Source organism: Pseudarthrobacter sp. H2, assembly GCF_050157045.1.
GTDB lineage: Bacteria > Actinomycetota > Actinomycetes > Actinomycetales > Micrococcaceae > Arthrobacter.
This window is the reverse complement of record NZ_CP189594.1, coordinates 40,136-64,707: the sequence shown is the minus strand read 5'-3', so window position 1 is coordinate 64,707 and position 24,572 is coordinate 40,136. Positions and strand designations below refer to the sequence as shown.

Below are 24,572 nucleotides of genomic sequence, written 5' to 3'. Positions count from 1 at the left end.
ATGTCAGTAAGCATTCCCCCGCAGACAGTTCCGGTTTTCTCGGATGATCCCTACAGTGACCGCCATCTCACCAATCCGTATCCGTTGTTCGAGCGGATGAGAGCCGCCGGTCCCGCAGTGTGGCTGGCGAAGTATGGCGTCCTGGCCTTTGCCGGGTTCGAAGAATGCAAAGAGATCCTGGAAGACTATGACACGTTCATCTCCGGCGCCGGCGTCGGCCCCAAGAACCTCCATCACGAGCCCGCGTGGCGTCCGCAAGGGATCCTGGAATCGGACCCACCCGTCCACGGCCCCATGCGCGCCGCGATGGCCGGGGTCATCTCCCCCCGCGGTGTCCGGTCCCTGCGGCTGCAATTCGAGGTGTTTGCCGATGAACTCGTGGATCAACTCATCTCCCGGGGAACGTTCGACGGTGTCACGGACCTCGCCGAGCTGTTCCCTATCCGCGTCTTCGGCGACGCAGTCGGAATCCCCCGCGAAGGCCGCGAAGCCAACCTGCTACCCCACGGCGCCATGAATTTCAGCTCCTTCGGCCCTGACGATGAACGCTCCCGCGAATTCTTTGAAAAGGGCGAGCCTACGCACGAATGGGTCATGAACAATTGCGCCCGCGAAAACCTGTCCGTAGACGGTATGGGCGCCCAGATCTGGGAGTACGCCGACCGCGGCGAAATCAGCGCTGAGCAGGCCGCATTGCTGGTCAGGGCCATGCTGTCCGCAGGCCTCGACACCACCGTTTTCTCTATCGGCAATACCCTTCAGGCACTGGCCTCCCATCCCCAGGAGTGGGCCACGCTTCACGCCAATCCACGGCTGGCCAAGTTCGCCATTGATGAAGCACTCCGCTACGAGTCACCGTTCCAGTCATTCTTCCGGACCGTTACGACTGACACGGTTTTTCGGGGCATCCCGCTGTCGGCCGGTTCAAAGGTGCTGTTGTTCATCGGTTCGGCCAACCGCGACGCCAGCTACTGGGGACCGACCGCGGACGAGTTCATGATCGGCCGGAACGCCGGGGGACATCTGGCCTTTGGCATGGGCATCCACCAGTGCGTGGGCCAGCCTATATCCCGGCTTGAGATGGACGTCCTCTTCACAGCCCTGGCCAAGCGCATCAAAAGCCTCGAGCTGGTAGGCGAGCCCGTGCCGTACCTGCACAATACCCTCCGCGGCTGGCGCTCCATCCCGCTCAAAATCGTGGTCGCCTAGCCTGTGCTTTCCGTAAGGAGATATTGTCCAGCTTCGTTTCGCTCCCCCGTGTTGACCAGTTCCAGCCGAGTTCGTCGACCCTGCCCAGAACAGCACCGGGCTCCCAAAGGTCATGGCGAATACATCATTCCTGATCAACCGCGTTAACCGGCAAATGACACCGCTCAGGTCTGGGTTGCCGCCCCGCAGCCTGGCTGCGTGACTGTTTCATTGATTTTGGCGTCCAAGTCTGTTCAGTTACCGGTCATTGCGCCGGCGTGCCGGTCAAAAAGACTTTGGTCTGGTTCCTCGGCACATTCAGGTGATATAATCCATTCGCTAATGCGGTCATTGTGTTCGCCAAGCTTGGGTGCGGGCCGTGGCTGTACGGAACCGGTCAGCCGGATCGGTGACGCCAGGGTGGCGAATCCGTCGGATTCGATGGCGACGAGGCCGCGTGTGCGGGCATGTTCATTGGTGAGGGCATCTTTGACGGAATACACCTCGGAGACTGGTACCTGGTGTGCCTGAAGCAGGGTGACTACTTCGGCCGTAGTGAGCGTGCTCAGGGCCGTCTCCAGTGCCGCGCGGAATTCTGCGGGGTGGGTGTTCCTGCGCGTCTGTTCTTTGAATCTTTCATCGGCGAGCCATTCGCTCCGCCCGAGCGCTTCGGTAAGCCGGGGGAACAGCCGGTCGCCGGCTATGGCGATGGCGACGGTTCCGTCTTTGGTCTGGTAGGTGCTGAAGGGGGTTGACATGGCGTGATCGTTGCCGCACGCGGCGGGTTCTTCCCCGTGCAGGGCGCGCATTCCTACTGATTCCAGGATGGAGACGAGGCTGTCGAGCATGGCGATGTCGATGTGCTGGCCTTTTCCGGTCAGATGACGTTCCTGGAGGGCCGCCAGGGCCGCGGTGGCGCCGTAGAGCCCGGGAATGATGTCTCCGAGGCTTACGCCCACGCGGGTGGGCTGGCCTCCCGGCCATCCGGTTACGGACATCAGCCCGCTCATCGCTTGGGCGATCAGGTCATAGGCGGGGGCGTTGCGAAGGGGGCCGTCCTGCCCGAATCCGCTGATGCTGACCACCACGAGGCGGGGATTGATTTCAAGGAGCGTGCCGGCAGCGATACCTAGCCTGTCCATCACCCCAGGCCTGAAGTTTTCGATGATGACGTCCGAATTCCTGACCAGGTCCAGGAGCTTGCTGCGGTCCCGGGTGTCTTTCAGGTTCAGCGTGATCCCGAACTTGCTGCGGTTGAACAGTCGGTAGTAGCCCGACTCGCCCTTCACCGTGGGGCCGAAGTGACGCGAGTCGTCACCTTCAGGACTCTCAACTTTGATGACCTCGGCCCCGAGGTCGGCCAGGATCATCGCGCAGAAGGGTCCCGCGAGCACCCGGGAAAGGTCCAACACCCGGATCCCCTGGAGGGAACCCCTTCGGGGCGGGGACATCTCTTCCGCAGCGGCTTCATCTGCAATGGAGGTAGTTGCGGGGGGAGTCGGCAATGTGGACATTTGGAGTTCCTCTTCGTGAGACGCCGTGACTGTCCGCCAGCGGCCGTTTTCGTACTTCCATCCCACCACCCGTCCTCCGAACCGACCATGGGAACCCCTGCCAAAACGTCCGGGATGCCGGACAAAGCGGCGCGTATTCTTGGAACATGAATAGTCCCTTACTGCGTCCCAAGGCCCCCGCTGCGGCGCAGGTTCTGGCGGTTCTGCGGTTCGTCGCCGGACAGGCCAACCCGGTTGGAGCGTCGGTCATTGCCCGTGACGTAGGGCTGCCCCGATCCACTACGTATCAGTTGATCGCGGCCCTCATTGAGGACGGCTTTCTGGTCCATCTGCCCGAGGAACGCAAGTACGCCCTCGGGGTGACGGCCCATGAGCTGGGGACGGGCTATTCGCGGCAGGTTCCGCTTCAGCGCATTGCCCGTTTCCCTCTGGCCCGGTTGGTAAGCCGTACGCGGCGTACCGCGCATCTTGCCGTGATGCACGGCAGGGACGTCATTTACGTCATCGTGGAACGCGCACCACGGCAGCGGCCCTTGGTGACAGATACCGGCATCCGGCTTCCGGCCCATCTGACGGCCAGCGGCCGGGCCATGATGGCGCAGATGGATCCCGCCCAGGTAGCTGCACTGTTTCCGGGCCCGGAGGCCTTCACTGTCCGCAATGCCAACGGGCCGCAGTCGTTGCCGGCCCTGCAGGATCTTCTCTCGCGGACCCGGACCCTCGGTTATGCGTGGGAACAGGACGAAATCACGGAGGGCTTCTCATCTGTTGCCGTCGCCGTCCTCGACCGGGCGCGCTATCCGGTGGCCAGTGTGACGCTGACCGTTACCAACCGTGCATTTCCGGCCGTAGGTGCCCGGCGCCGGGCCAGGGATGCAGAGACAGCCGAGGAACGGGCGACGCGGATTGAAGACGTGGCCAAGGAGTGGATTCCCGAGGTGAACCGCTGCGCCCGGGAGATATCGCGTCGGCTTGGCATCCACACGTGATGGCCGGCCGCGCTGACGAAATCAGTCCCGGCCACAGATGTGGCCGGGACTGACTTGTTCAACTTCTTTGCTTTTCCAGGGGCGGCGGAATCGGCTTAATTTGGTGCCGCTGCGATCTAGACGGCAGGCATATTGGGCACACGGTTCGAGAGCGGTTGAAGTACCTCGGGATCGCTTCCGGCAGGGTAGATCATGTGGGACGGCGCATTGGAATTCCTCTTCGCCAGCGGGTAGAACACCAGGGCCGTGACCACGAGCCCCACCAGCCAGGAAATGTCTGCCCCGCCCAGCAGCTCCGTCATGGGCCCGGTGTAGAGGGATTGGGCCAGGAACGGAATCTGCACGATGATGCCGACTGCATAGGTGAGCAGTGCGGTTTTGTTCCATCGTCCGTACCGGCCGTCCAGATCGTACAGCGCCGGAATGTCGACTTTTTCTTTCGAGATCAGGTAGTAATCAACCAGGTTGATGGAGCTCCAGGGGATGAAAACCATGAGCAGCAGCAGCACAAAGTTCTTGAAGTTCGCGATGAAGTCGGGGGATGCCATGACGGCGATGAGCACCGAGAGGCCGATGAAGCCGACGACGTAGGCGAACCGCGTCCAGGTCGCCACGCCGGTTTTGCGCGTGAAGGCCGTAACAGAGGTCAGCATGGTCATGTAGCCGCCATAGGCATTGAGGGTGTTGACCGTGAGCTTTCCAGTCACGACGACGAGGTAGATGATCACCGCGATCAGTCCCCCACCGCTCATGTTGCCGAGGAAGGCGACCTGGCCGTCCAGGAACCTCTCACCCTTAGGCAGAGCGAGAGCCGCGAAGAGAGCACCGAGAGTCATGGACCACTGGGAACCGATCACGGTGCCCAAGTAAGAGGCAAGGAAGGTCTTGCGGGCCGGGGTCTTGGACGGAAGGTAGCGGGAGTAGTCGGCCACGTACGGGCCGTAGGTCAGCTGCCATCCGGCACTGAGGGAGATGGCGAGCAGAAACGTGGGGAATTCGAAATTCCCGGATCCGAGCAGCGCCCCAACATCGTGGCTGGTAAATAGCCGGATGCCCAGGTAGGTGAAGCCCAGGATCCCGACGATGGTCGCTATGCGGCCCATCATGTGAATGTATTTGTAGCCCAGGGTCGCAACGAGGATGGTCAGGGCGCCGAAGATGGCCATGCCAATGGCGGGGGTGCCGGTGTGCAGGATCTGGTCAACCGCCTGTCCTGCCAGGACGGTTCCGGTCGCGGCGAAACCCAGGTACATGATGACGACCAGCACCAGCGGAATGACCGCCCCGAGTATTCCGAACTGTGCGCGGCTGGAGATCATCTGCGGCAGACCCAGCTTCGGTCCTTGAGCCGCGTGCAGCGCCATGACAGCCCCGCCCAGAATGTTGCCGATCAGCAGACCGATGATTGCCCACAGGGCGTCTGCTCCGAACAGCACCGCAAGGGCACCGTCGACGATGGCTGTGATCTGCATGTTCGCTCCGAACCACAGCGTGAACTGCTGTGCCGGCGAACCGTGACGTTCATTTTCCGGGACGAAGTCGATGGAGCGGCGCTCCACGCGCGGCCCGCCTGATCCCCTGTTTGTTGTGGACTGCATGCTGTTCCTCACTTTGGCAACTGGATTCGGAGGTCCCCCACCCTGTGGATCAATCTGAGCATGCGCTGTGAGTGGCATCACTGGAAGCCCCGACGTTTCGTCCGGGGTCTCGGACGATAAGGGGAAAACTGTGATCCACCTCATTCACCGCCGCGGTCTTCGGATAACTTCGAATAACCCCCGCAACACAGCCGGACGAGTCCGCGCACGGGGGCTAGGAAACCTTTCCCTTCCCTGACAGCACCGGAGCCCAAGATGAGCACGAACACACCCCTGACACATGATCTGCCCTACCCCACCGGGGACTTTTTCAACTTCGAAGGGCTCCTGCCCGCCCACGAACGCGAACGGCTGCACGAAGTCAGAAGCTGGCTGGACACCGAAGTGCGTCCCATCGCCACCGATTACTGGAACCGCAGCGAATTCCCGATGGAGCTGATCCCGAAGATCGCGGCGCTGGATATCATCAGCCCTGTCCGCAGGCAGGGCCACTCGCATCTCTTTGCCGGCCTCCTCACCGCTGAAATCCACCGGGCCGATGCCTCGGTGGGAACCTTCATGAGCGGACAGGACGGCCTCTTCACCGGCTCCATCGAGCTACTGGCGTCGGAAGAGCAGAAGGCGGCATGGCTGCCGGACATCTACGCCCTCAAGAAGACAGGAGTCTTCGCGATCACCGAACCGCTCGCCGGTTCAGACGTGGCCGGCGGCACCCGCACCACCGCCCGGCGGGAGGGCGATAAATGGGTGCTTAACGGCGAAAAGCGGTGGATCGGCAACTCCACGTTCTCCGACTACGTGATCATCTGGGCCAAGGATGTCGAGGACGAGCAGGTCAAGGGCTTCCTGGTCGACACGAAGACACCGGGGTTCTCCGCGACGCTCATCCAAAACAGGATTTCGCTGCGCAGCGTTCAGAACGCCGATATCAAGCTCACCGATTTGCGCATTTCCGATGAGTTCCGCCTCGCCGGCGCCAACAGCTTCCGGGACACCAACAAAGTCCTCAAATCGACCAGGGCAACCGTCGGCTGGCAGGCCGTCGGACTCCAGATGGCTGCCTTCGACGTCGCGCGCAAATATGCTATCGAACGCCACCAGTTCGGCAAACCTTTGGCGGCGTTCCAGCTGATCCAGGAACAGCTCGTGACCATGCTTAGCAACTCCATGAGTTCCATGGGGATGATGGTCCGGCTCGCGCAGCTCGAAGATGCCGGAGAATCCAAAAACGAACACTCCGCCATGGCGAAGGCCTTCGCCACCAAGCGCATGCGCGAAACCGTCGCGCTCGGCCGCAGCATCCTGGGCGGCAACGGCATCGTCACCGACTACGAGATGGCAAAAATCTTCTGCGACGCCGAAGCCATTTACACCTACGAAGGCACCTACGAAATCAACACACTTGTGGCCGGACGAGCCATCACGGGCGTCGCAGCATTCGTCTAAGCAGGCCCACGCCCGTCCGCGATACCGGACAATAACCCGCCCGCTCCCCTACCTGGGGCAAGGAAAATCCAGCCTACTTAGATCAGCACTTCAAACGGACTGGACCGGCCATTGCGGCCGAGCACCACCCCATCTAAACAAGACGTGGACCGAGCTGGTCTGCAATACCAACGAAGGAGCCCCTCATGGCATCCGCCGATTTCACCACCGGAGCCCGCCCGGTCAAAGCAGCCCGCGGCACCACGCTCACGGCGAAGAGCTGGCAGACGGAAGCGCCGCTGCGCATGCTGATGAACAACCTGGACCCCGAGGTCGCCGAACGCCCCGATGACCTCGTGGTCTACGGCGGCACCGGCCGGGCCGTCCGGTCCTGGGCCGCGTTCGACGCCATCACCCGCACCCTCGAGACCATGGAAAACGACGAGACCCTGCTGGTCCAGTCCGGCAAGCCGGTGGGCGTCTTCCGCACCAACGAATGGGCGCCGCGGGTGCTCCTGGCCAACTCCAACCTCGTCGGCGACTGGGCCACCTGGCCCGAATTCCGCCGGCTCGAGGCCGAGGGCCTGATGATGTACGGCCAGATGACCGCCGGGTCCTGGATCTACATCGGCACCCAGGGCATCCTGCAGGGCACCTTCGAGACTTTCGCCGCGATCGCCCGCAAACTCACCGGGGACCCGGACGGCACCCTCGCCGGGACCCTGACCCTCACCGGCGGCTGCGGCGGCATGGGGGGCGCCCAGCCGCTCGCCGTCACCCTGAACGACGGCGCCTGCCTGATCGTCGACGTCGACGAGTCCCACCTGCGCCGCCGCGCCGGCAAGCGCTACCTCGACGAGGTGGAAACGGACCTCGACGCCGCGATCGCCAAGGTCCTGGCCGCCAAGGAGGAGCGCCGCGGCTGGTCCGTGGGCTACGTCGGCAACGCCGCCGAGGTCTTCCCCGAGATCCTGCGCCGCCACAACGCCGGCGAGCTCACGGTCGACATCGTCACGGACCAGACCTCCGCCCACGACCCGCTGTCCTACCTGCCCGAAGGCATCAGCGTGGCCGAATGGCACGCCGAGGCCGCCGCGGACCCGGAAGGCTTCACCAAGAAGGCCCAGGCCTCGATGGCCCGGCACGTCCAGGCCATGGTGGAGTTCCAGGACGCCGGCGCCGAGGTGTTCGACTACGGCAACTCCATCCGCGACGAGGCCCGCAAGGGCGGCTACACCCGCGCCTTCGAATTCCCCGGCTTCGTCCCGGCCTACATCCGCCCGCTGTTCTGCGAGGGCCTGGGCCCGTTCCGCTGGGTCGCGCTCTCCGGCGACCCGGAGGACATCGCGGTCACCGACGCGGCCATCAAGGAGCTGTTCCCGGAGAACAAGCACCTGCACCGCTGGATCGACGCCGCGCAGGAACGGGTGGAGTTCGAAGGCCTGCCGGCCCGGATCTGCTGGCTGGGCTACGGCGACCGCGCCAAGGCCGGGCTGCTGTTCAACCGGCTCGTCGCCGAAGGAAAGGTCAAGGCCCCCATCGTGATCGGCCGCGACCACCTCGACTCCGGCTCCGTCGCGTCCCCGTACCGCGAGACCGAGGCCATGGCCGACGGCTCCGACGCGATCGCCGACTGGCCGCTGCTCAACGCCCTGCTCAACACCGCCTCCGGCGCCACCTGGGTCTCCCTCCACCACGGCGGCGGCGTCGGCATCGGCCGCTCCATCCACGCCGGCCAGGTCTCCGTCGCCGACGGCACGGACCTCGCCGCGCAGAAACTCGAACGGCTCCTCACCAACGACCCCGGCATGGGCGTCATCCGCCACGCCGACGCCGGCTACCCCCGCGCCGTCGACGTCGCCGCCGAACGCGGCGTCCGCATCCCCATGAACGAAACGAAGTAACAGCTGCGCTGTCGGGCTGACCGTGATCAAGCCGGTCAGTCCGACAGCTGGCTACCACCGACTGCCCCATCTGCCCGAAGGATTCGCATGAACGCCGCCGCCTCACCAATCCCCACGCTCGAGGGCGCATTGTTTGAGGAGATCCGCAAACCGTGAGCCGCCCGCCCCGCCATCGGCACGCCCAGCAGTGTGTGGCGGCTTCGCACCGATACCTGGGACTTCCTGGCCTACACCACCAGGCAACTGATCATCGCCACTGCTTCGGAAACAACCCGAGGGGGCCTGTTCACTGAAACCTTCAGGCTCCTGGACATCCTCGACTCCATCGAGATGTACTTCGCCGCCCCCGGGCTACAGCACATGGCGGATCTGCGCATGAGCCTGACGACGAAGGACTTCCGGCTCGCCGCGGAGCTCATAGAGGCGGCCCGCAGCCCGCTGGCAGACACCGCTGCCGCCAACGCCGAACCTCCCGCAGCATCCGGATCCCGGGACGCGGAGACCCCGCAGGTTCCTGCCGGGGAAACCAGACGGCGATTCGAAGTCCTGGTCATCGACGACATCTCCCCAACGGAGCGAGAGTCCTTAAAGTCTGGCCTGCTCAGCAGGCGTCGCAACGACGACGAATTTGTCTACGACGTCAATATCGTTCCCAGCTTCGAGGACGCCCTCATCGCGGTGCTGCTCAACCCGGAAATCCAGGCCTGCGTCATCCGCCCCGGCTTCACCGGCGTGACCCGGCAACACCTCGGACATGATCTGCGTGGCTTTCTGGACGCCTTCGCGGGCGACAGTCCGGGCCCGCTGCATCCTGTCCAGCGGATCCTGCGGCTGGCGAAGAAGCTTTCTGAGCTACGCCCCGAACTCGACCTGTATCTGATCGCCGGGGTCGCCATCGAAAAAGTCGCCGGATCCCTGACCAGCCACTTCCGCCGCATTTTCGCCCGCGAGGATGGCTTGGAAATACACCTCTCCCTCCTCCGCGGAATAGCCGCCCGCTACGACACCCCTTTCTTCACGGCCCTGCAGGAATACAGTAAACGGCCCGCAGGAGTGTTCCACGCGCTGCCCATATCGCGGGGCGGATCAGTGGTGAACTCCCGATGGATCAAGGACATGGCCGACTTCTACGGCCTGAACCTGCTGCTCGCGGAAACCTCCGCCACCTCCGGGGGCCTCGATTCGCTGCTGGACCCCCACGGCACCATCCGGGACGCGCAGAAACTCGCCGCACGGGCCTTCGGCGCCCAAAAGACATTCTTCGTCACCAACGGCACGTCAACAGCGAACAAGATCGTCCACCAGTCGATCATCGCACCCGGAGACGTCGTCCTGGTGGACCGGAACTGCCACAAATCCCACCACTACGCCCTCATGCTGGCCGGCGCCCGGGTCGCCTACCTGGACGCCTATCCCCTTGACGCGCACTCGTTCTACGGCGCAGTCCCGCTCCGGAGCATCAAGCAGACCCTGCTGGACTACCGCCGCGCCGGGCGCCTGCAGGACGTTAAAATGATCACCCTGACCAACTGCACCTTCGACGGAATCGTCTATGACGTGGAACGGGTCATGGCCGAATGCCTCGCCATCAAACCCGACCTCGTCTTCCTCTGGGACGAGGCATGGTTCGCCTTCGCCGGCTTCCACCCGCTCTACCGCCGGCGGACCGCCATGGCCGCCTCCCGGAAACTCGATCAGGACCTCCAAAACCCCGCCCACGCACGGAAGTACACCGCACAGGCCAGGGAACTCCACGACCCTGTAACCGGGGAACCAGCCCCGGACGCATCATGGCTGAACACCCGTCTCATCCCGGATCCCACCAAAGCGCGTCTCCGCGTCTACGCCACCCAATCAACCCACAAGACCCTGACATCCCTCCGGCAGGGGTCCATGATCCACGTCTACGACCAGGACTTCAGCCGCCACAACGAAGACGCGTTCCGAGAGGCGTACATGACCCACACCTCCACCTCCCCGAACTACCAGATCCTGGCCTCCTTGGACATCGGACGCCGCCAAGCCGAACTCGAAGGCTACGAGCTCGTCCAGCGTCAGGCCGACCTGGCGGTGAGCATCGCCCAGGCCGTCGCCCGCCACCCCCTGCTCCGGAAATACTTCAGAATCCTCACCACCGGGGACCTCATCCCTGCCCAGTATCGGGACACCGACCGCCCGATCCCCCTGCGGGACGGACTCTCAGCCATGGATGAGGCCTGGCGCAACGACGAATTTGTCGTCGATCCCTGCCGGCTGACCCTGGACATCGGACTAACCGCAATGCCGTTCGGTTAGGCGTTCGGGTCCAGGGTCAAGTCCCGTCGAATCGGCGTGTCCGTGGGGATATGGGTGTGGCTCCTGCTTGAGTAGTTCGGTCCACCAAGACTGATCCACCCCCACGGGAGCCACTATGCCCGATTCTGCCATCAATCACGCTCCGGGGGTATTCGCACCCGGGCATCTGGGCGAGCTGACCCGTGTCGTTCCCTTCGACATGGTTGATGCCGCGCTCGAGGCCGCCGGAGGCCGGGAACGCCGGGTGCGCAGGCTGCCCTCACGGGTGGTGATCTACCTGCTGCTCGCCGGGGTCCTGTTCGCCGACCAGGGCTGGAAGCAGGTCTTTTCACGCCTGGTCACGGGGCCGCCGGCACCGGTGAAGACACCTTCGGCCTCATCCTTGAGCCAGGCCATGCGCCGGGTGGGAACGGCCCCGCTGCGTGAGCTGTTCACCCTTCTCAAGGGCCCTGCGGTGTGCGGGTCCCGGCAGGTGACCCGGTTCGCTGGCCGGCTGGTCGTGGCCATCGACGGCACGCAGATGGCCGTGGCCGATACCGAGGCCAACCGGGCCAGGTACCCCAAGCCGCGCGGCGGCGTCAACGGGGAGGCCGGGTACCCGATGATCCGGCTGGTTGCGATCCTCACGGCCGGGACCCGTTCGGTGATCGACGCGGCCTTCGGCACCGACGCCGTGGGCGAGCTGACCTACGCCCGGCAGCTCATCTCCTGCCTGCAACCGGGCATGGTGCTGCTCGGGGACCGGAACTTCGCCACCTACGGCTTCTTCCGAAGAAGTGGCCGAAACGGGCGCGGACTTCCTTTTCCGCGCCAGGACCGGTCTCAGCGCCATGAAACTGCCGGTCCTTCAGCAGCTGGCCGACGGTTCCTACCTCTCCCATGCCGCCGGCCAACGCGTACGGGTCATCGACGCCGAACTCACGGTCACCACCGAGGCCAAAACGCTCACCGCCGAATACCGGCTGGTCACCACGTTGCTCGACCCGATCCAGGCTCCCGCCCTGGGACTGGTCAGGCTCTACCATGAGCGTTGGGAGATCGAAACGGCCTACTGCGAATTGAAATCACGCATCCTGAACGGCCGGGTGCTGCGCGGCCGGCACCCTGCCGCGGTCATCCAGGAGACCTGGGCGCTGCTGTCCTGCTACCAGGTGTTGCGCACCGCGATGACCGATGTGACGCTGCGGCATCCCGAGATCGATCCGGACCGCCTGTCCTTCACCATCGGACTGAGGTCCGCCCGCGACCAGGTGGTCCAGGCCCGCGGGATCCTCAGCGGAACCGTGGTGGACCTGGTCGGTCGCATCGGGGCGGCCATGCTGGCCGAACCGTTGCCCGCCCGCCGCATCCGCTCCCGGCCCCGGGTGGTCAAACGCGCGATCTCCAAGTACCGCGCCAAGGAACGGGATGTCGACCGTCGGACCTATCCCGCGACACTCGACACCAGGATCTTGACACCGGATCCCGGCCCCTAACCGAACGGCATTGGGACTAACCGGGGTCGACGGGGACACCTTCAAACACGTCCACCTCATGGACCGGTTCGGCATCCAGGTCAACAAGACCTCCCGCAACAGCGTCCTGCTCATGACCAACATCGGAACCTCCCGCAGCTCCGTCGCATACCTCATCGAAGTCCTCGTCAAACTCGCCGAAGCCTTCGAACATGACCGTACCTGCGGGAGCCCCGCTGACCAGGAAGCAGGCCGATCCAGGGTCAGGGCACTAACCACCGAACCTCCTCCGCTGCCGGACTTCAGCCACTTTGCCGAACGCTACCGCAGCGCCCCCGACACCCCTGACGGCGACCTCCGCACCGCCTACTTCGACACCTACCGGACTGACAACGTCAGCCACCTCTCCCCGGCCGAGCTCACCAGACGCGTCACCGCCGGGGAAGAAATCATCTCAGCCGGATTTGTCACGCCCTATCCGCCCGGATTCCCTGTGCTGGTCCCCGGCCAGGTCATCACCCACGCCATTCTGGCATTCATGGCAGCTCTGGACACCCGCGAGATTCACGGCTTCAACCGCCAGCACGGCTACAGGGTCATGGCCGGCCCGAAACGCCCATCCCTCACAAATAACCACCAGTCCGCGCGACAGCCCGGCTGAGCAAGGGCGCAGACACCGCTCCCCCACAATAAACGCGAAGACTCCAGCAGCATGCTCCCATCATTTTTCAACCACCTGAAGGAAAAGATGATCCCCTCCCCGACTGAGGCAACACACATCAGATCGCCCCGGAGCTACCTGCTCCCCGGAATCAGCCACGACCCACCCCGGCCACAGGGCCTCGCCGCAGAAACGTCCTGCCCCGACGATTGCCACTACTGCACCGGTCCTGAAACAGACTAAAACCCGCACACAAAGGAGATGTAATGACCACGCTAACTTCCGTAATCCATGCGACCTCCAAAGCCGATCTGGAACAACAACTCGACCGTGCCGTTGCATTGGCCCTGACTAAAGCCACAGAGCAGCGCCAGGGAATACTGGTAACGCGCCACAGTCACATCCGCTTCAGCGTGGCAGTCAGTTCCGAGGTCCCATACGGCGAAACCCACGAACGGGACGCCGCCTAGCGTTCCTTGGGGGTCAGAACTTTGATGTTTGTCTTGAGTTTTAGGCAGCCTTTTGGATTCGGGCATCGTCGATGTAGTTGTTGACGTGGCGGTCGATGGTTGCCAGGGCTTGGCGTAGTGGTGTTGGCGCGGGGACGTTGTCGGCTGCCAGGAGGGGTCGCAGGAGCCGGTTGTGGACCTTGGTGTAGAACAGGGCGACTCGTTGGCCGTCGGCGGTCAGGGTGTAGGTGTTGCTGTGAGGCCGGCGTTCGATGAGTCCATTGCGGCGAAGGCGTGCGAGGTCGTAGCTCATTTGGTTGCTGCTGTAGCCGGTGCCCAGCAGATGGTTCACCCGGGCACGCAGGCTCCGATGGGTGAATCCGAGGGCGGTAAGGCTGACACATAAGGCGCCGAGCAGGGCCATGACCCGGGGGTCGCCGAACCGCAAGGCCGGAGCCCTCTTCCCGTCCGCGGTAAGCGTGGGGAGCGCGACCCGCTCAAAGGCTGGGCTCGCAAGGACACAGCCCTGCCCGACACGTTCAGTATCGAGCAGCCTGCGGTTGATGTCACGGGCTTTGGTCTGCAGCTCGGGCAGATGTTCCAGACGGCGGTGGCAACGCAGGTCATCGGGCGAGTTCACGACGGTTTCGATACGCAGTGCACGGCCGTCTTTGAGGTACTGCTTCACGCGGGAGTGCTTGTAGAACGCGTTGACGGTGACGTCGGTATCCCGGGTGACAATCTTGGTCTTGCAGAGTCCGGGGACGGGCGGGCGTCCGGGACGGCTGTGGGGCGCATGACCGGTGAAGATGAGTTCGACGCTGTCGGGCCGGCCGATATCGAGGTTGTCCGCGACGAGTGCCTCAAAGAAGCCCCGGGCCCGGCGGGGAGCGTCAAAGACCAGGGTCCTCGAGATCTCGACCTGGCGCATGGACAGCTCCCACCAGTACCCGGCGTCCGCGTCGTGATCGGTCAGCGGCAACGGGAGCACGGCGAGCCAGCGTTGGAAGAAAACCTCGATGGTGCCCGGGCCGAGCCGGTCACAGATCTCCTGCAGCGCCTGCGGATCCTCGCAGGCTGCGAATCCGTTGGAGAGTTCAGTGAAGGCGATCCCGGCCTTCACGGCCTGGCGCTTGGCCCACTCGTGGCCATTGATCCAGACCTTGGCCGGATACGGGAAGTACGCGCAGACCTTGACGAACGCCGGGCCGAAGTCGGTATCCCAGAGATAGAAATAGAAGCACGTCACCCGCCGGTCTGCCTTATGGAAGCCAAAACACGGGATTCCATTGGTGCCCTGGCGCTGGGTGGAGGCGAAGACATTCTGGTATTCCTGGGCAACTCCGATCGCTGCGACCCCGGACCGGCCGGTCTTCGCTTGGGCGGCCAGGTACCGGCGCATGACGTCGATCTTCCGGTCCTCCTTGCCGAAGCGGATCAGAGGGACGTGGTTGATCTCGGAGAAGGAATTCACCGATCGGCGAAAGCTCGTACCGATCTTTTCCAGGATTGCCGGGGAAGGGATCCGATAGCCCAGATGCCTGGTCATGAACGAAACGACCTGACCGCTGACCTGCAGGGTCGGGACGTAGCCGTTGAGATAGATCCGGTCCAGGCACTGAATATCCAGGGCCACGTGGCCTTCGAGGAGATCATTGACATTAGCCACCACAATCACCGCGTCCCCTCTACGAGCCTCCGATACACCACCAGAATGCACCGCAGCGGACCGGCCGTCATCAGCGACAGCCAACCACCCACCTCGGCGGTCAGAGGCGAAGCCTCCCTGGGAGTCTGCTGAATTAGGGCGTTTTTGGCGGCGTTGTCCGGTTCCTTGGCTCGCGCGGGTGCGGATGCTTGCCCCTTTTGGCCCGGTTCCTGCGGTTTCCGTCCGCCGCCCGGGAAAGCCCGGCGGGGGTGCTGGCGGCCGTGGCTGCGGGCGGGGTGCTGGCCTCAGGGGCGGCTGGTCCTTCAGGCGAGTACCCAGTTCCCGTTGTTGTCCCGGAGGCCGAGGTTGAGGAGTCTGCGCAGGTTCAGTCCGGTGATCCGCAGCTGCAGCCGGGCGTTGTTCCTGCTGATGCCGCGGTGGGGCGCCCGTCGGTTGCGGCGGGTGAGCCAGGCGATGGACCGCTCGACCATGGGCGGGCTCGATGACGATGTGGGCCTTGAATCCGTCCTGCTGACGGGACTGGGCCTTGTGCGCGAGTGCCGGGTGTCCGGTCCACGGTGGAGATCATCCTGTCCGAAGCAACCTGGCGGGCGATCCGCCAGCGGCCGTCCGTTCCGTCAGAGCCTTCGGCAGGTTCAACGTCCTGCCCGGAAACGAGGGCCAGCAACGCGACCGCTTCGGCGGCCTTGCCTTCCAGCGTCCAGGCGTCGATGGCCGAGCAGCGCCAGAGCATCGGCGACCAGGGCTGAGACCAGCTGATCACGGGCATCCGGGTCATCCCACGCGATCGGCGGCTTGCCCGGGGCAGCATAGTCATGGCCGGTGCAGAGCCCGGCAATCAGGCCACTTCCACCGGGCACGTCCCGGCCGACACGCCGGATCGCCGGATCGCCGAGATCAGCTGCGTCACGGTGTCCTGCCGCGCCACCGCATCATCGAGGACTGTCGAATTCAGTGCCCGCCGCTTTTTTGCCCGCCAAACGCACCGGTGGGGCCACCACTTCGGCGACCGCTTCGAAGATGCGGTCCGGGCTGCTGCTTCCGGCCAGCCGCCGGCGCCAGTACGTCAGCGTCGAATGATGAAAGGCCTTGTCCGTGACCGCGAAACCGCAGGCTGCCTTCCAGCGAAGATCAAGGGTCACAGCCTCGGCCGCTTCCCGGTCCGAGAGCCCGTTCAGGGCCTGCAGCACCAGGACCGTCGCGACGACATCGGCCGGGATCTAGACAATATGAAGGGGTCCCGGTTTGGGGCTGGAACCTCCGGTTCAAATTGATGCGTGGGTTGCCGTGCGGACCGTGGTCTTGCCAACGGTAGAGCCACATTTGAAGGTGTGGAGGTTCCAGCTAAGGCCGAGGATACAAGGTTCGCGGGGTGTTGGGCAGGACGTTTGTTGCCCGGGTTCTGCCCTGCCGATGCGGTCATTGTCGCCGGGCCGGGTCCGGGGCGCCGGCAGGGGCGGGTGTTTGCCGCGGCCCGGTGGGACAGGCGGCGCCCCGGCCCCTTTTGCCCGGCGCTGATGGCCTTTATCGGCAGGGCGGAACGGTCTGCAGGTGTCCGCTGCCAGACTGGGTTTATCCATCATCGGCCGGTGGCCCAAGGAACCACCCCTCGGTTAAGAAGGTCCTGTCATGTTTGAGAGAACAAGCATCGGTTTGGACGTGCACGCCCGCTCGGTCGTCGGGTGCGCCATCGACGGGGACACGGGGGAAGTGTTCAGGCGGCGGCTCACCCCGGACTTCGGGGAGATCCTGGCCTGGATCCTGTCGTTGCCCGGTCCGGTGAAATCCGTCTACGAGGCCGGGCCGACGGGCTTTGGTCTCGCCAGGTTTTTGCTGGCTTCAGGGGTTGACTGTGTCGTCGCGGCCCCGTCGAAGCTGCAGCGGCCCTCGGGAGACCGGATCAAGACCGACGTGTTAACCGAACTAACCGGGTCCACCCGGGAGAACCGTAGGCGGTGCCGGTTTGCATCGGCTAGGTTCTGTTCTCATGGGCAACGAAGAGCATGTTCCGCGGGTGCTGTCCGGGTTGGTGGTGCCGCCCTCGGGTGCGCTGAAGGCCACCGGGAACCCCTTCGAACCGTATCGGCTGGTTGACGGCGCCGGGGAGACGATAAGGCCGGCGGCGGCATTCTTCGCCGAGCTGGTGGCGTGCGGGCGGCCAGCGACGACGCTGCGGTCATATGGCATGGACTTATTGCGCTGGTTTCGATTCCTCTCGGCCCTCGAGCTGGCGTGGGATCAGGCAACCCAGGTCGAAGCGCGTGATTTCTGCCGTTGGCTGCAGGTGGCGCTCAAGCCGGTGCGACCGCATTGGCGGTACCCCGATGGCGGCGGCCCGGGTTCCGACGCGGGGCACGGAGCGGATAGGGGGACTCCTGGGCCGGGCAAGGCCCCGGACGGCGACCGATATGCCGCGGTAACCGTTGCGCATTGCGAGAGCGTGCTGCGCGGCTTCTACGATTTCCACCTGGAAGCCGGCACCGGACCGATGCTCAACCCGTTCCCCCTGGCCCGCGCCCGTGGAGGCACCCGCGCGCGGGCGCATCACAACCCGATGGAACCGTTTTCCGGGCAGCGCCGCGGCCGCTATCGGCCCAAGGTCGTGACCCGGGCCCCACGGGCGATCCCCGATGACCAGTTCGATAAGTTGTTTGCGCAGCTGGGCTCGCACCGGGACCGGGCGCTGGTCGCGTTCTGGGTCTCGACAGGTGCCCGGGCCTCGGAGCTGCTGGGGGCCACGGTGGCTGACGTTGATCCCGGGCAGCAATTAATCACCGTGCTGCGCAAGGGCACCGGTGCGTTACAGCCATTGCCTGCCGCGCCGGACGCGTTCCTCTGGCTGCGTCTCTATCAAACACAAGTGTCGGACCTGGTTCCGCCGGGCAGGGACGAACCGTTGTGGTGGACGTTGCGGCGCCCGTTCCGTGCCTTGACCTATGACGCGGCGCGGGCGATGTTCGATCGGGCGAATGCATCGCTGGGCACGGACTGGTCCCTGCACGACCTTCGCCACATTATCTCTGCTTAGTTCCCGTGTTGCGATAAGCCTTTGAGGTGGGCGCTCCCTCGGTGTCTGGGCTTTGCGTCACGGTGTGTGGTGTTTCTATTGTCAGCTCTGTGATTATGAGTTTCTTCTCGTCGCGGGGCTGGGAGTCCTGGGATATCGAGTACAGGCCGGTGATCCCGGAGGGGATGCCGGTGCTGGTCGATGACGACTTGCTGTTCGAGGACGGTCCGGCTGCACCGCGGCCGGCTGCGGTGGTGAACCGGTGGCTGCGCGAGCTCCCGGTCAGCGGGGCCCCGGCACCGAGTTCATGGGAGAACTACGCGCGGGCGGTGAAGGAGTGGGCGGAGTTCCTCGCCGTGCACGGGATCGCGTTGTTCGACTCGCGGGAGCGGCTGAAGGCCGGGTTGAGCCGGTATGCCGAGCATCGGGCCGCGGGTCCGGTGAAGGGCAGGTTCGCGGCGACGACGTGGGGCCAGCATATGAGCATTCTGTCGCTGTTCTACCGGTGGGCGATCGATGAGGGGTATGCGGCCGCCGAGCCGTTCACCTACCGGTCGGCGCGGGCGTTGTTCGCCGGCACCGGACGGGAGGTGAAGGTGAACCTGGCGGTGCGGCGTACTCCGAAGCCGCACGTGACTATCAAGTACCTGGAGCCGGACTTCATCGAGCTGTTCCGCAACGGCCTGCGCGGGCTGGCACCGGACGGCTCGCCCGACACCGGCTTCGCTGGCCGGGAGATGCCGCGCAACGCCGCGATCGGCGACCTGGCGCTGGCCACCGGGCTGCGGCTGGCCGAGTTCACACACCTGCTGCCCTGGGAGATTCCCGCGCTGCCGCCGACACCGACGACTGTGCCGATCCCGTTCCCGGTGCCGGCCGGGATCACCAAGGGCCGCAAGCCGCGCACCACGTGGACCTCCTACGATGCGCTGGCATCCGTCCACGACTACATGGGCCTGGACCGGGAGGCCGCAACCGCCGGCTCGGCATGGCGTCCGCCGCGACGCTGGGGCGAGCCGCTGCTGGTGAGCGACCCCGACGAGCGGGGCGGCCGGATCAATGGCGTCCGCCGGCCGTGGGCGTCGCTGACACCGGCGGAGCGGCGACGTCTGGTCGCGCCCGGGGGCGGATCGTGCCTGCTGGCGGTCAAGAGCGGCGGCGGCCCGTTCACAGCCTGGGCCACGGTGTTCGAGCGGACCTCGGATCGGATCCGGGCCCGGTTCGAACCCAGGTTCCCCCACGTAAACCCCCATCGGCTTCGCCACAGCTTTGCCATGAGAACCCTCGAGTACCTGGTCAGCGGGCACTACCGGGCTGCCGCACGGCTGGCGAAGGACGCTGACGCCGACGCGGCGCTGGTGTTCTACCTGTCGAAGGCCGACCCGCTGCTGGTGCTGCGCGATCTCCTCGGCCACTCGACTGTCTTGACGACGGAGAAGTACCTCAAGCGCTTGGACACCACACGGATCTACCGGCACGCTTACGAGGCCGCCGGGGCGGAGGCGGGGATCCTCGACGCGGCCGCGGCCGAGCGTGAGTCCGATGCGGAGTTTGACGAGCAGGACCAAGCCTGATGCCCACGATGGTTCTCGATGATCCGCTGGGCGTGGTCTGCGTGTTCAGCGACGGTGACACGGCCGAGTTCTCGCTTGAGGGCCTGCCCAACCCGCGCCTGGCCAGGGACCTGGCGGTCGGCTTGGTGGAGCTGATCCATCCGCACGGCACCGTCGATTCGGCAGGCTCGGTCGTTCACTATGTCCGGGCTCTGCGGCGTATGGTCCTGGCCGTGGCAGAGGGGGGCTTCATCGGCGGTGCCGGTGACCTGCGCCGGGGCCAGTTGGCCAAGTTCTGGATGGCCGGTCCGACCCATCTGGAGGCGCAGACCCGGGCGTTGGTGGAGGGGTTCGCCCGCTCCGGCGGCGTCCTGGGCGAGGGGGTGCTGGAGTTGGCCGCGGGACGCCACTTCAACATCCAGCCGAACCGGCAGGCGTTGCCGCCCTACCCGGAGGCCGAGTGGGACCGGTTGGCCTCGGCATGCCGGACGCTGGTCGAGGAATCCTACGCCGCGCACCGCAGAGCCCTGCTGTCAGTGGCCGCAGGCCGACACCCGGCCGAAGGCGGTTGGACAGCGGAGAACTTCTGTTGGCTGCTGGCCCGCAGCGGCCCGATCAGCACGCCGGGCTTCGCCGCCGCGCTGGGCGTCACCTACGACGCTTTCCGCAGCCGCGGCGGCACTGTCCTGTTCCACCAGGCCGTACAGGCCGCGTTCCCGCACCTTGATGCACTCATCGCCTACCGACTGCTGTTCGGCGTCTACTCCGGGATCGTCCCGGACGGTATCGCGGACCTGGGCGTCGGGGATGTCGACTGGGCCGGTGACTCCACGGTGCTGCTGTCCTATGTCAAAGGCCGGACTTCGACGGAGAGCCTGAACCTGCCGCGGGCCGCGGTGCGGCTGCTGGAGCAGTGGCTCTCACACTCGGCGTTGCTGCGGGGCCTGGTTCCCGCCGCCGAGCGCGACAGGCTCTGGCTGGGAATGAGCCTGGTCGGCAATGCCCGCCTGGTCCGGGATGTTGACCGCGTCGCTATCCAGCGCTGGGTCCGCCGCCGGGAGGTCTTCGGCTCGGACGGGCAGCCGTTGAAGATCCACCGGTCGCGGATCCGCACCACCTACCACGCGGTGCGTGACAAGAGCACCTGGAGCGGCAGCGCCCGGGCCACGATCGATCCCAACCACACCCCGTCGGTCGAAGGCGACCACTACCTGACCGCCACGACGCCGGCGCAGCGGCACCTGGTCGAGACGATCGTGGAGGATGCCCAGCACGACATCCTGCGCCGTGCTCACCCGCCCACGGTGATCACCGAGGAGGACGCGGCTGCGCTGGCCAGGGACTACCCGCAGCTGATGGCCGGGCTCGGCCTGGGCGACGCCGCGATTTCCGAACTGGTCGGCGGAGCCCGGGACGTGTTCACCGCAGCCTGCGGCGACCAGCTCTCCGGGCTGCACGGCCCGGCGGGCAAACCGTGCCCGGCCCGTCCCTGGGTCTGCCTGCTCTGTCCGCTGGCGGTGTTCGCCCCGCGCCACGCGGCGAACCTGCTGCGCCTAAAGGCATTCTTCTCCCGCCAGTGGCAGCAGATGCCCACCGCCCAGTTCATGGCCGTTTTCGGCCCCTATGCCGTCCGGATCAGCCAGGTGCTGGACCGCTTCGACCCCGCGGTCGTGGCCGCCGCGGCAATCGCCGTGGCCGGCGCCGACGAGGAGATCCCGCTACGTCCCGAGGAGCGCACCACATGAGATCCGCCGTTTCCCCCATCCAGGCCGATGACCGCCGGGCCGCCCCGTTCACCGGCTCCGACATCTGCGGCGAGGCCGGCTTGACACTCCCGCCCGACACCTACCGTCCGGTGTTCGAGGAGGACCTCTGGGACTTCACCGACGTCGTCGGCCTCCCGGTCGACATGGCTCTGGCCAACCGGCGCTTTGACTTCGCCGCGATCACCGATCCGCGATGGCGCATGGTCGCCAAGGAACTCGTCCTGGCACTGCTGGCCCCGCGGCACGAGGCCGTCGCGCTGCTGCCACGGGCCTACCGCACGCCGCTGCACCTGCGCAGCTGCAACGGACGCCTGAAGGAAATCACCAGGTTCTTCGCCTGGCTCGCCCAGCGCGGGCTGCCCAGCCTGGAACACTTGGAGACCGCCGACTGCGAGGCCTACCTGGGGCATCGGCGCTACATCGTCGATGACGAAGGCGTCGTCGTCGGAGAGCAGAGCCACGGCATCCGACGCACCGCCGCCCAAGTCATCGTCGATCTGGTCAACTACCGGGAGCTGTTCACCGCCGACCGCGTCCGGACAGACCTGCGGCCCTGGGGCGGGGCCACGGCTTCGGCGGTCGCCGAGATGCCCTCGGGCCGGACAGGGAACGCCACAGAGCCGGTCCCCGACCACGTCCTGCAGCCGATACTCGCCGCGGCCCTGCACTTGGTCGGCGTGCTCGGCCCGCACGTGATCGAACTGCAACAGCAAGTACGCGCCGTCGACCGCGTCTCCTCGCTCAAGGCAGCCGGCCTGCGCCACAGCTCCCCGTCCTTCCCCGAGGACATCAAGGCCGTGCTGGCCCAGTACACATCCGCCGGCACGGGGCTCCCGATGATGGAAGACCACGACATCGCCGCCCGGATCGCCGACGGCTGGGCGGCCGAGGACCCGCTGCTGCCACTGGCCACCGGAGCGCTGGCCAGGACGGCCGGTTATAGCCAGTTCTGGGCCCGGTGGATCCCGACCATGCGGGGGCCACTGGAGCAGGCGGTGGCGTCGGTGGGGGTTGAGAAGGTGTTCGGACGCGACGCGGCCGACACCCCGGCCGCCGACGGCTCCGGCACGCTTCCCTGGACACTCCCGCTGCACCGGTCCCAGGCCGTCGCGCTGATCGGAACCGTCCGCACCGCTTCGATCATCGTCCTGGCCGCGGTCTCCGGGATGCGCGCCTCCGAGCTGATGGCCCTGCGCGTCGGCTGCCGCCGCCCGGTCGAGGAACCCATCCCCGGCCTGCACCGCTTCCGGATCGCCAGCAAGATCGTCAAAGGTCAGCCCCTGGGCGGCACCGACGACGAGTGGATCGTCATCGAACCGGCCTACCGGGCGGTCGAGCTCGCCGAACGGCTGCACGAGGACGCCCACGACGGGGCGCCGCTGTTCGGGCGCTTCGCCTTCTCGGTCCGCTACGCCTGGTTCCGGGCCTGGGTCAACTCCCCGGCCGGGGCACGGATCGGCCTGGACCCGATCCCGGAAGGCCGGGTGAACCTCAGAATGCTCAGGCGGACACTGTCCTTGGAGATGGCCTACCGGCCCGGCGGCGTCCTCGCCACCAAGATCCACCTGAAACACATCGCCGTCGCCACAACGGAGGGCTACAGCTCTCGCCCCGGCGGCGCCCAAGCCATGCTGTTAGCCGAGGTCAACAAGAATGAAGCCGACCGGAACCTGGAGCTGGTCCTGGCCGAGTTCCGAAACTACCAGCAGGGCATCCTGCCGGCAGGACCCGGCGCCCGGGCCCTGACAGAGTTCTTCGCCAGCATCGACGGCACCCCTAATGAGGGCTCCGCCCCGGCGCCGACGATCCAGCGCAACGACCGCGACATCCTCAACCTGTTGAGCAAGCGGGCGAAGGTGCTGCACCTGGGGCCGGCGAACTACTGCTGGTTCACCGACCCCTCCCGGGCGCTCTGCCTGAAGCTGGCCGGCACCCCTGCCGCGACGCGGCCGCTAGCCGGAATGTGTGACTCGGCCCGTTGCCCGCAGGCCACCCACCACCTGGCCCACCGCCCGGTATGGGCCGAGCACGCCGCAAGCACCAAGGCGTTCCTCGGCCAGCTCGGCAAGACCCGCACCGCCGAACGCACACGTCTGAGCGGCGACTACGACCGGGCCCTGCGCGTCATCGCCGAGATCGACGTCGCTTCGTCCCAGATCACGAAGGAGGACGACGCGTGAGGATTACTGCCGCGGCCCGCACCGAGAACGAGATGCGCATCCGCGCCGCCATGGACCGCCTGCTGCGCGGCGAGATCCCGCCCGGCGGGAACTGCGACATCAAGACCCTGGCCCGCGAATCCGGCGTCGACCGAACCGCCTTCTACGGCAGCCGCCCCTACGCCCACCTGCGCGCCGAGTTCGAGGACCGACTCAAGCGCCTTCAGGACACCGGGACCACCCCGACCCGAAGATCGCGCAGGTCGATCGACTCAAGACTGAGAACGCCAAGCTCAGGGACCGTCTCACACAGGCGGAACAGGCCATCGCAGAACTCGGCGACTTCCGCGGCAAGACCCTGGCCCGTCTGGCCGCGCAGCACGAGGAGATCATCCGACTCCGCGCCGTCGCCGACACATCGAGCCGCGTCGCCCGTCTCCCGGTACGCCGAGCGAAGACCCCATCGATCGGACCATGCTGAGCTGCCCAGCCGACCCGACAGCATCTGCGCGACAGCGACTCCGCGCCACACGGGTACTCACAACGCGTCCGCAATGTGATCTCTGTCATGGCGTCAGCGGTCGAATGCAACACGCTGGACGATCCACGTCACCATCACATCGTCCTTAACGAACCCGGACCAATGACCACACAAACCCGACCGCACACGGCCTCTGCGGACACAAGCCACACGGCCGCCTACCGGATGGCCCAGGATCCGAAGATGCCGTTGACCGACGTGCAATGGGTCCTGGGTCATGCATTTTTATCGACCACGCAGCGGTATCTGAACCCGGTGACCGAGGACGTGATTGCCGGAGTGCTTGCCTTTCATGCCCGGCAGCTCCTGCGTGACCCGGCGCCCCCGCCGGCACCCGGTTACCGGCCCGAAAGCCTGCGGATCCTCTTCGGAGGGAACCAGCCATGACGGGCAGCGAACA

General features: G+C 65.7%; 18 protein-coding genes and 3 pseudogenes. 15 read left to right on the top strand and 6 right to left on the bottom strand.

Annotated elements, in window-relative coordinates:
• Nucleotides 1-1,209 (top strand): cytochrome P450, encoded by a 1,209-nt coding sequence (locus ACQCSZ_RS00300; RefSeq protein WP_427006177.1) that lies wholly within the window; start codon nt 1-3, stop codon nt 1,207-1,209.
• Between the two features lie 233 nt (nt 1,210-1,442).
• Here ACQCSZ_RS00300 and ACQCSZ_RS00295 read toward each other — a convergent pair whose 3' ends face one another.
• Complete coding sequence (locus tag ACQCSZ_RS00295) at nt 1,443-2,639, bottom strand: CaiB/BaiF CoA transferase family protein (RefSeq protein ID WP_427008450.1); 1,197 nt, start codon at nt 2,637-2,639, stop codon at nt 1,443-1,445.
• 209 nt (nt 2,640-2,848) lie between these two features.
• Between ACQCSZ_RS00295 and ACQCSZ_RS00290 the strand changes: the two genes are divergently transcribed.
• Complete coding sequence (locus ACQCSZ_RS00290; protein ID WP_427006176.1) at nt 2,849-3,691, top strand: IclR family transcriptional regulator; 843 nt, start codon at nt 2,849-2,851, stop codon at nt 3,689-3,691.
• Between the two features lie 116 nt (nt 3,692-3,807).
• On the opposite strand, the gene ACQCSZ_RS00285 is transcribed toward ACQCSZ_RS00290, so the two are convergent.
• Nucleotides 3,808-5,289 (bottom strand): purine-cytosine permease family protein, encoded by a 1,482-nt coding sequence (locus ACQCSZ_RS00285; RefSeq protein ID WP_427006175.1) that lies wholly within the window; start codon nt 5,287-5,289, stop codon nt 3,808-3,810.
• A gap of 255 nt (nt 5,290-5,544) precedes the next feature.
• On the opposite strand from ACQCSZ_RS00285, the gene ACQCSZ_RS00280 reads away from it, so the two are divergent.
• The 7 genes and pseudogenes from ACQCSZ_RS00280 to ACQCSZ_RS00250 all read left to right on the top strand — a co-directional run bounded on the left by ACQCSZ_RS00280 (nt 5,545) and on the right by ACQCSZ_RS00250 (nt 13,498).
• On the top strand, nt 5,545-6,735 hold the full coding sequence (locus ACQCSZ_RS00280; RefSeq protein ID WP_427006174.1) for an acyl-CoA dehydrogenase family protein: 1,191 nt from the start codon (nt 5,545-5,547) through the stop codon (nt 6,733-6,735).
• 185 nt (nt 6,736-6,920) lie between these two features.
• Complete coding sequence (locus ACQCSZ_RS00275; RefSeq protein ID WP_427006173.1) at nt 6,921-8,618, top strand: urocanate hydratase; 1,698 nt, start codon at nt 6,921-6,923, stop codon at nt 8,616-8,618.
• 189 nt (nt 8,619-8,807) lie between these two features.
• Nucleotides 8,808-10,913 (top strand): ornithine decarboxylase, encoded by a 2,106-nt coding sequence (locus ACQCSZ_RS00270; protein WP_427006172.1) that lies wholly within the window; start codon nt 8,808-8,810, stop codon nt 10,911-10,913.
• A 115-nt stretch (nt 10,914-11,028) separates the two neighbouring features.
• Nucleotides 11,029-11,628: pseudogene (locus tag ACQCSZ_RS00265) on the top strand (transposase domain-containing protein); the annotation flags it as partial.
• A gap of 61 nt (nt 11,629-11,689) precedes the next feature.
• A complete protein-coding gene (locus tag ACQCSZ_RS00260) occupies nt 11,690-12,388 on the top strand; it encodes a transposase (RefSeq protein WP_427006171.1) in 699 nt (232 codons plus the stop codon).
• A 10-nt stretch (nt 12,389-12,398) separates the two neighbouring features.
• A complete protein-coding gene (locus ACQCSZ_RS00255) occupies nt 12,399-13,028 on the top strand; it encodes a hypothetical protein (RefSeq protein ID WP_427006170.1) in 630 nt (209 codons plus the stop codon).
• A 266-nt stretch (nt 13,029-13,294) separates the two neighbouring features.
• Complete coding sequence (locus ACQCSZ_RS00250; protein ID WP_427006169.1) at nt 13,295-13,498, top strand: hypothetical protein; 204 nt, start codon at nt 13,295-13,297, stop codon at nt 13,496-13,498.
• 40 nt (nt 13,499-13,538) lie between these two features.
• Here the strand turns inward: ACQCSZ_RS00250 and ACQCSZ_RS00245 are convergent, their stop codons facing one another.
• The 3 genes and pseudogenes from ACQCSZ_RS00245 to ACQCSZ_RS00235 all read right to left on the bottom strand — a co-directional run.
• Nucleotides 13,539-15,146 (bottom strand): hypothetical protein, encoded by a 1,608-nt coding sequence (locus ACQCSZ_RS00245; RefSeq protein WP_427004195.1) that lies wholly within the window; start codon nt 15,144-15,146, stop codon nt 13,539-13,541.
• A gap of 302 nt (nt 15,147-15,448) precedes the next feature.
• Nucleotides 15,449-15,616, bottom strand: a complete 168-nt coding sequence (locus ACQCSZ_RS00240; RefSeq protein WP_427006168.1) for a hypothetical protein — start codon at nt 15,614-15,616, stop codon at nt 15,449-15,451.
• Nucleotides 15,612-16,366, bottom strand: a pseudogene (locus tag ACQCSZ_RS00235) (transposase); the annotation flags it as partial. The gene ACQCSZ_RS00240 and the pseudogene ACQCSZ_RS00235, both read right to left, overlap by 5 nt.
• Before the next feature lie 409 nt (nt 16,367-16,775).
• On the opposite strand from ACQCSZ_RS00235, the pseudogene ACQCSZ_RS00230 reads away from it, so the two are divergent.
• The 5 genes and pseudogenes from ACQCSZ_RS00230 to ACQCSZ_RS00210 form a co-directional block, all read left to right on the top strand.
• Nucleotides 16,776-17,057 (top strand): annotated as a pseudogene (locus tag ACQCSZ_RS00230) (IS110 family transposase); the annotation flags it as partial.
• Between the two features lie 76 nt (nt 17,058-17,133).
• Complete coding sequence (locus ACQCSZ_RS00225) at nt 17,134-18,174, top strand: tyrosine-type recombinase/integrase (RefSeq protein WP_427006167.1); 1,041 nt, start codon at nt 17,134-17,136, stop codon at nt 18,172-18,174.
• 95 nt (nt 18,175-18,269) lie between these two features.
• Nucleotides 18,270-19,727 (top strand): tyrosine-type recombinase/integrase, encoded by a 1,458-nt coding sequence (locus ACQCSZ_RS00220; RefSeq protein ID WP_427004859.1) that lies wholly within the window; start codon nt 18,270-18,272, stop codon nt 19,725-19,727.
• The gene (locus ACQCSZ_RS00215) at nt 19,727-21,451 is read left to right on the top strand and encodes a hypothetical protein (protein WP_427006166.1); all 1,725 of its coding nucleotides are present in this window, start codon (nt 19,727-19,729) and stop codon (nt 21,449-21,451) included. Before ACQCSZ_RS00220 ends, ACQCSZ_RS00215 begins: the two co-directional genes overlap by 1 nt.
• A complete protein-coding gene (locus ACQCSZ_RS00210; protein WP_427006136.1) occupies nt 21,448-23,652 on the top strand; it encodes a hypothetical protein in 2,205 nt (734 codons plus the stop codon). The genes ACQCSZ_RS00215 and ACQCSZ_RS00210 overlap by 4 nt, the downstream gene beginning before the upstream one ends.
• Before the next feature lie 202 nt (nt 23,653-23,854).
• Here the strand turns inward: ACQCSZ_RS00210 and ACQCSZ_RS00205 are convergent, their stop codons facing one another.
• On the bottom strand, nt 23,855-24,013 hold the full coding sequence (locus tag ACQCSZ_RS00205) for a hypothetical protein (protein ID WP_427006165.1): 159 nt from the start codon (nt 24,011-24,013) through the stop codon (nt 23,855-23,857).
• A gap of 261 nt (nt 24,014-24,274) precedes the next feature.
• Between ACQCSZ_RS00205 and ACQCSZ_RS00200 the strand changes: the two genes are divergently transcribed.
• Nucleotides 24,275-24,559 (top strand): hypothetical protein, encoded by a 285-nt coding sequence (locus ACQCSZ_RS00200; protein ID WP_427004864.1) that lies wholly within the window; start codon nt 24,275-24,277, stop codon nt 24,557-24,559.
• Nucleotides 24,560-24,572: the final 13 nt, after the last annotated feature.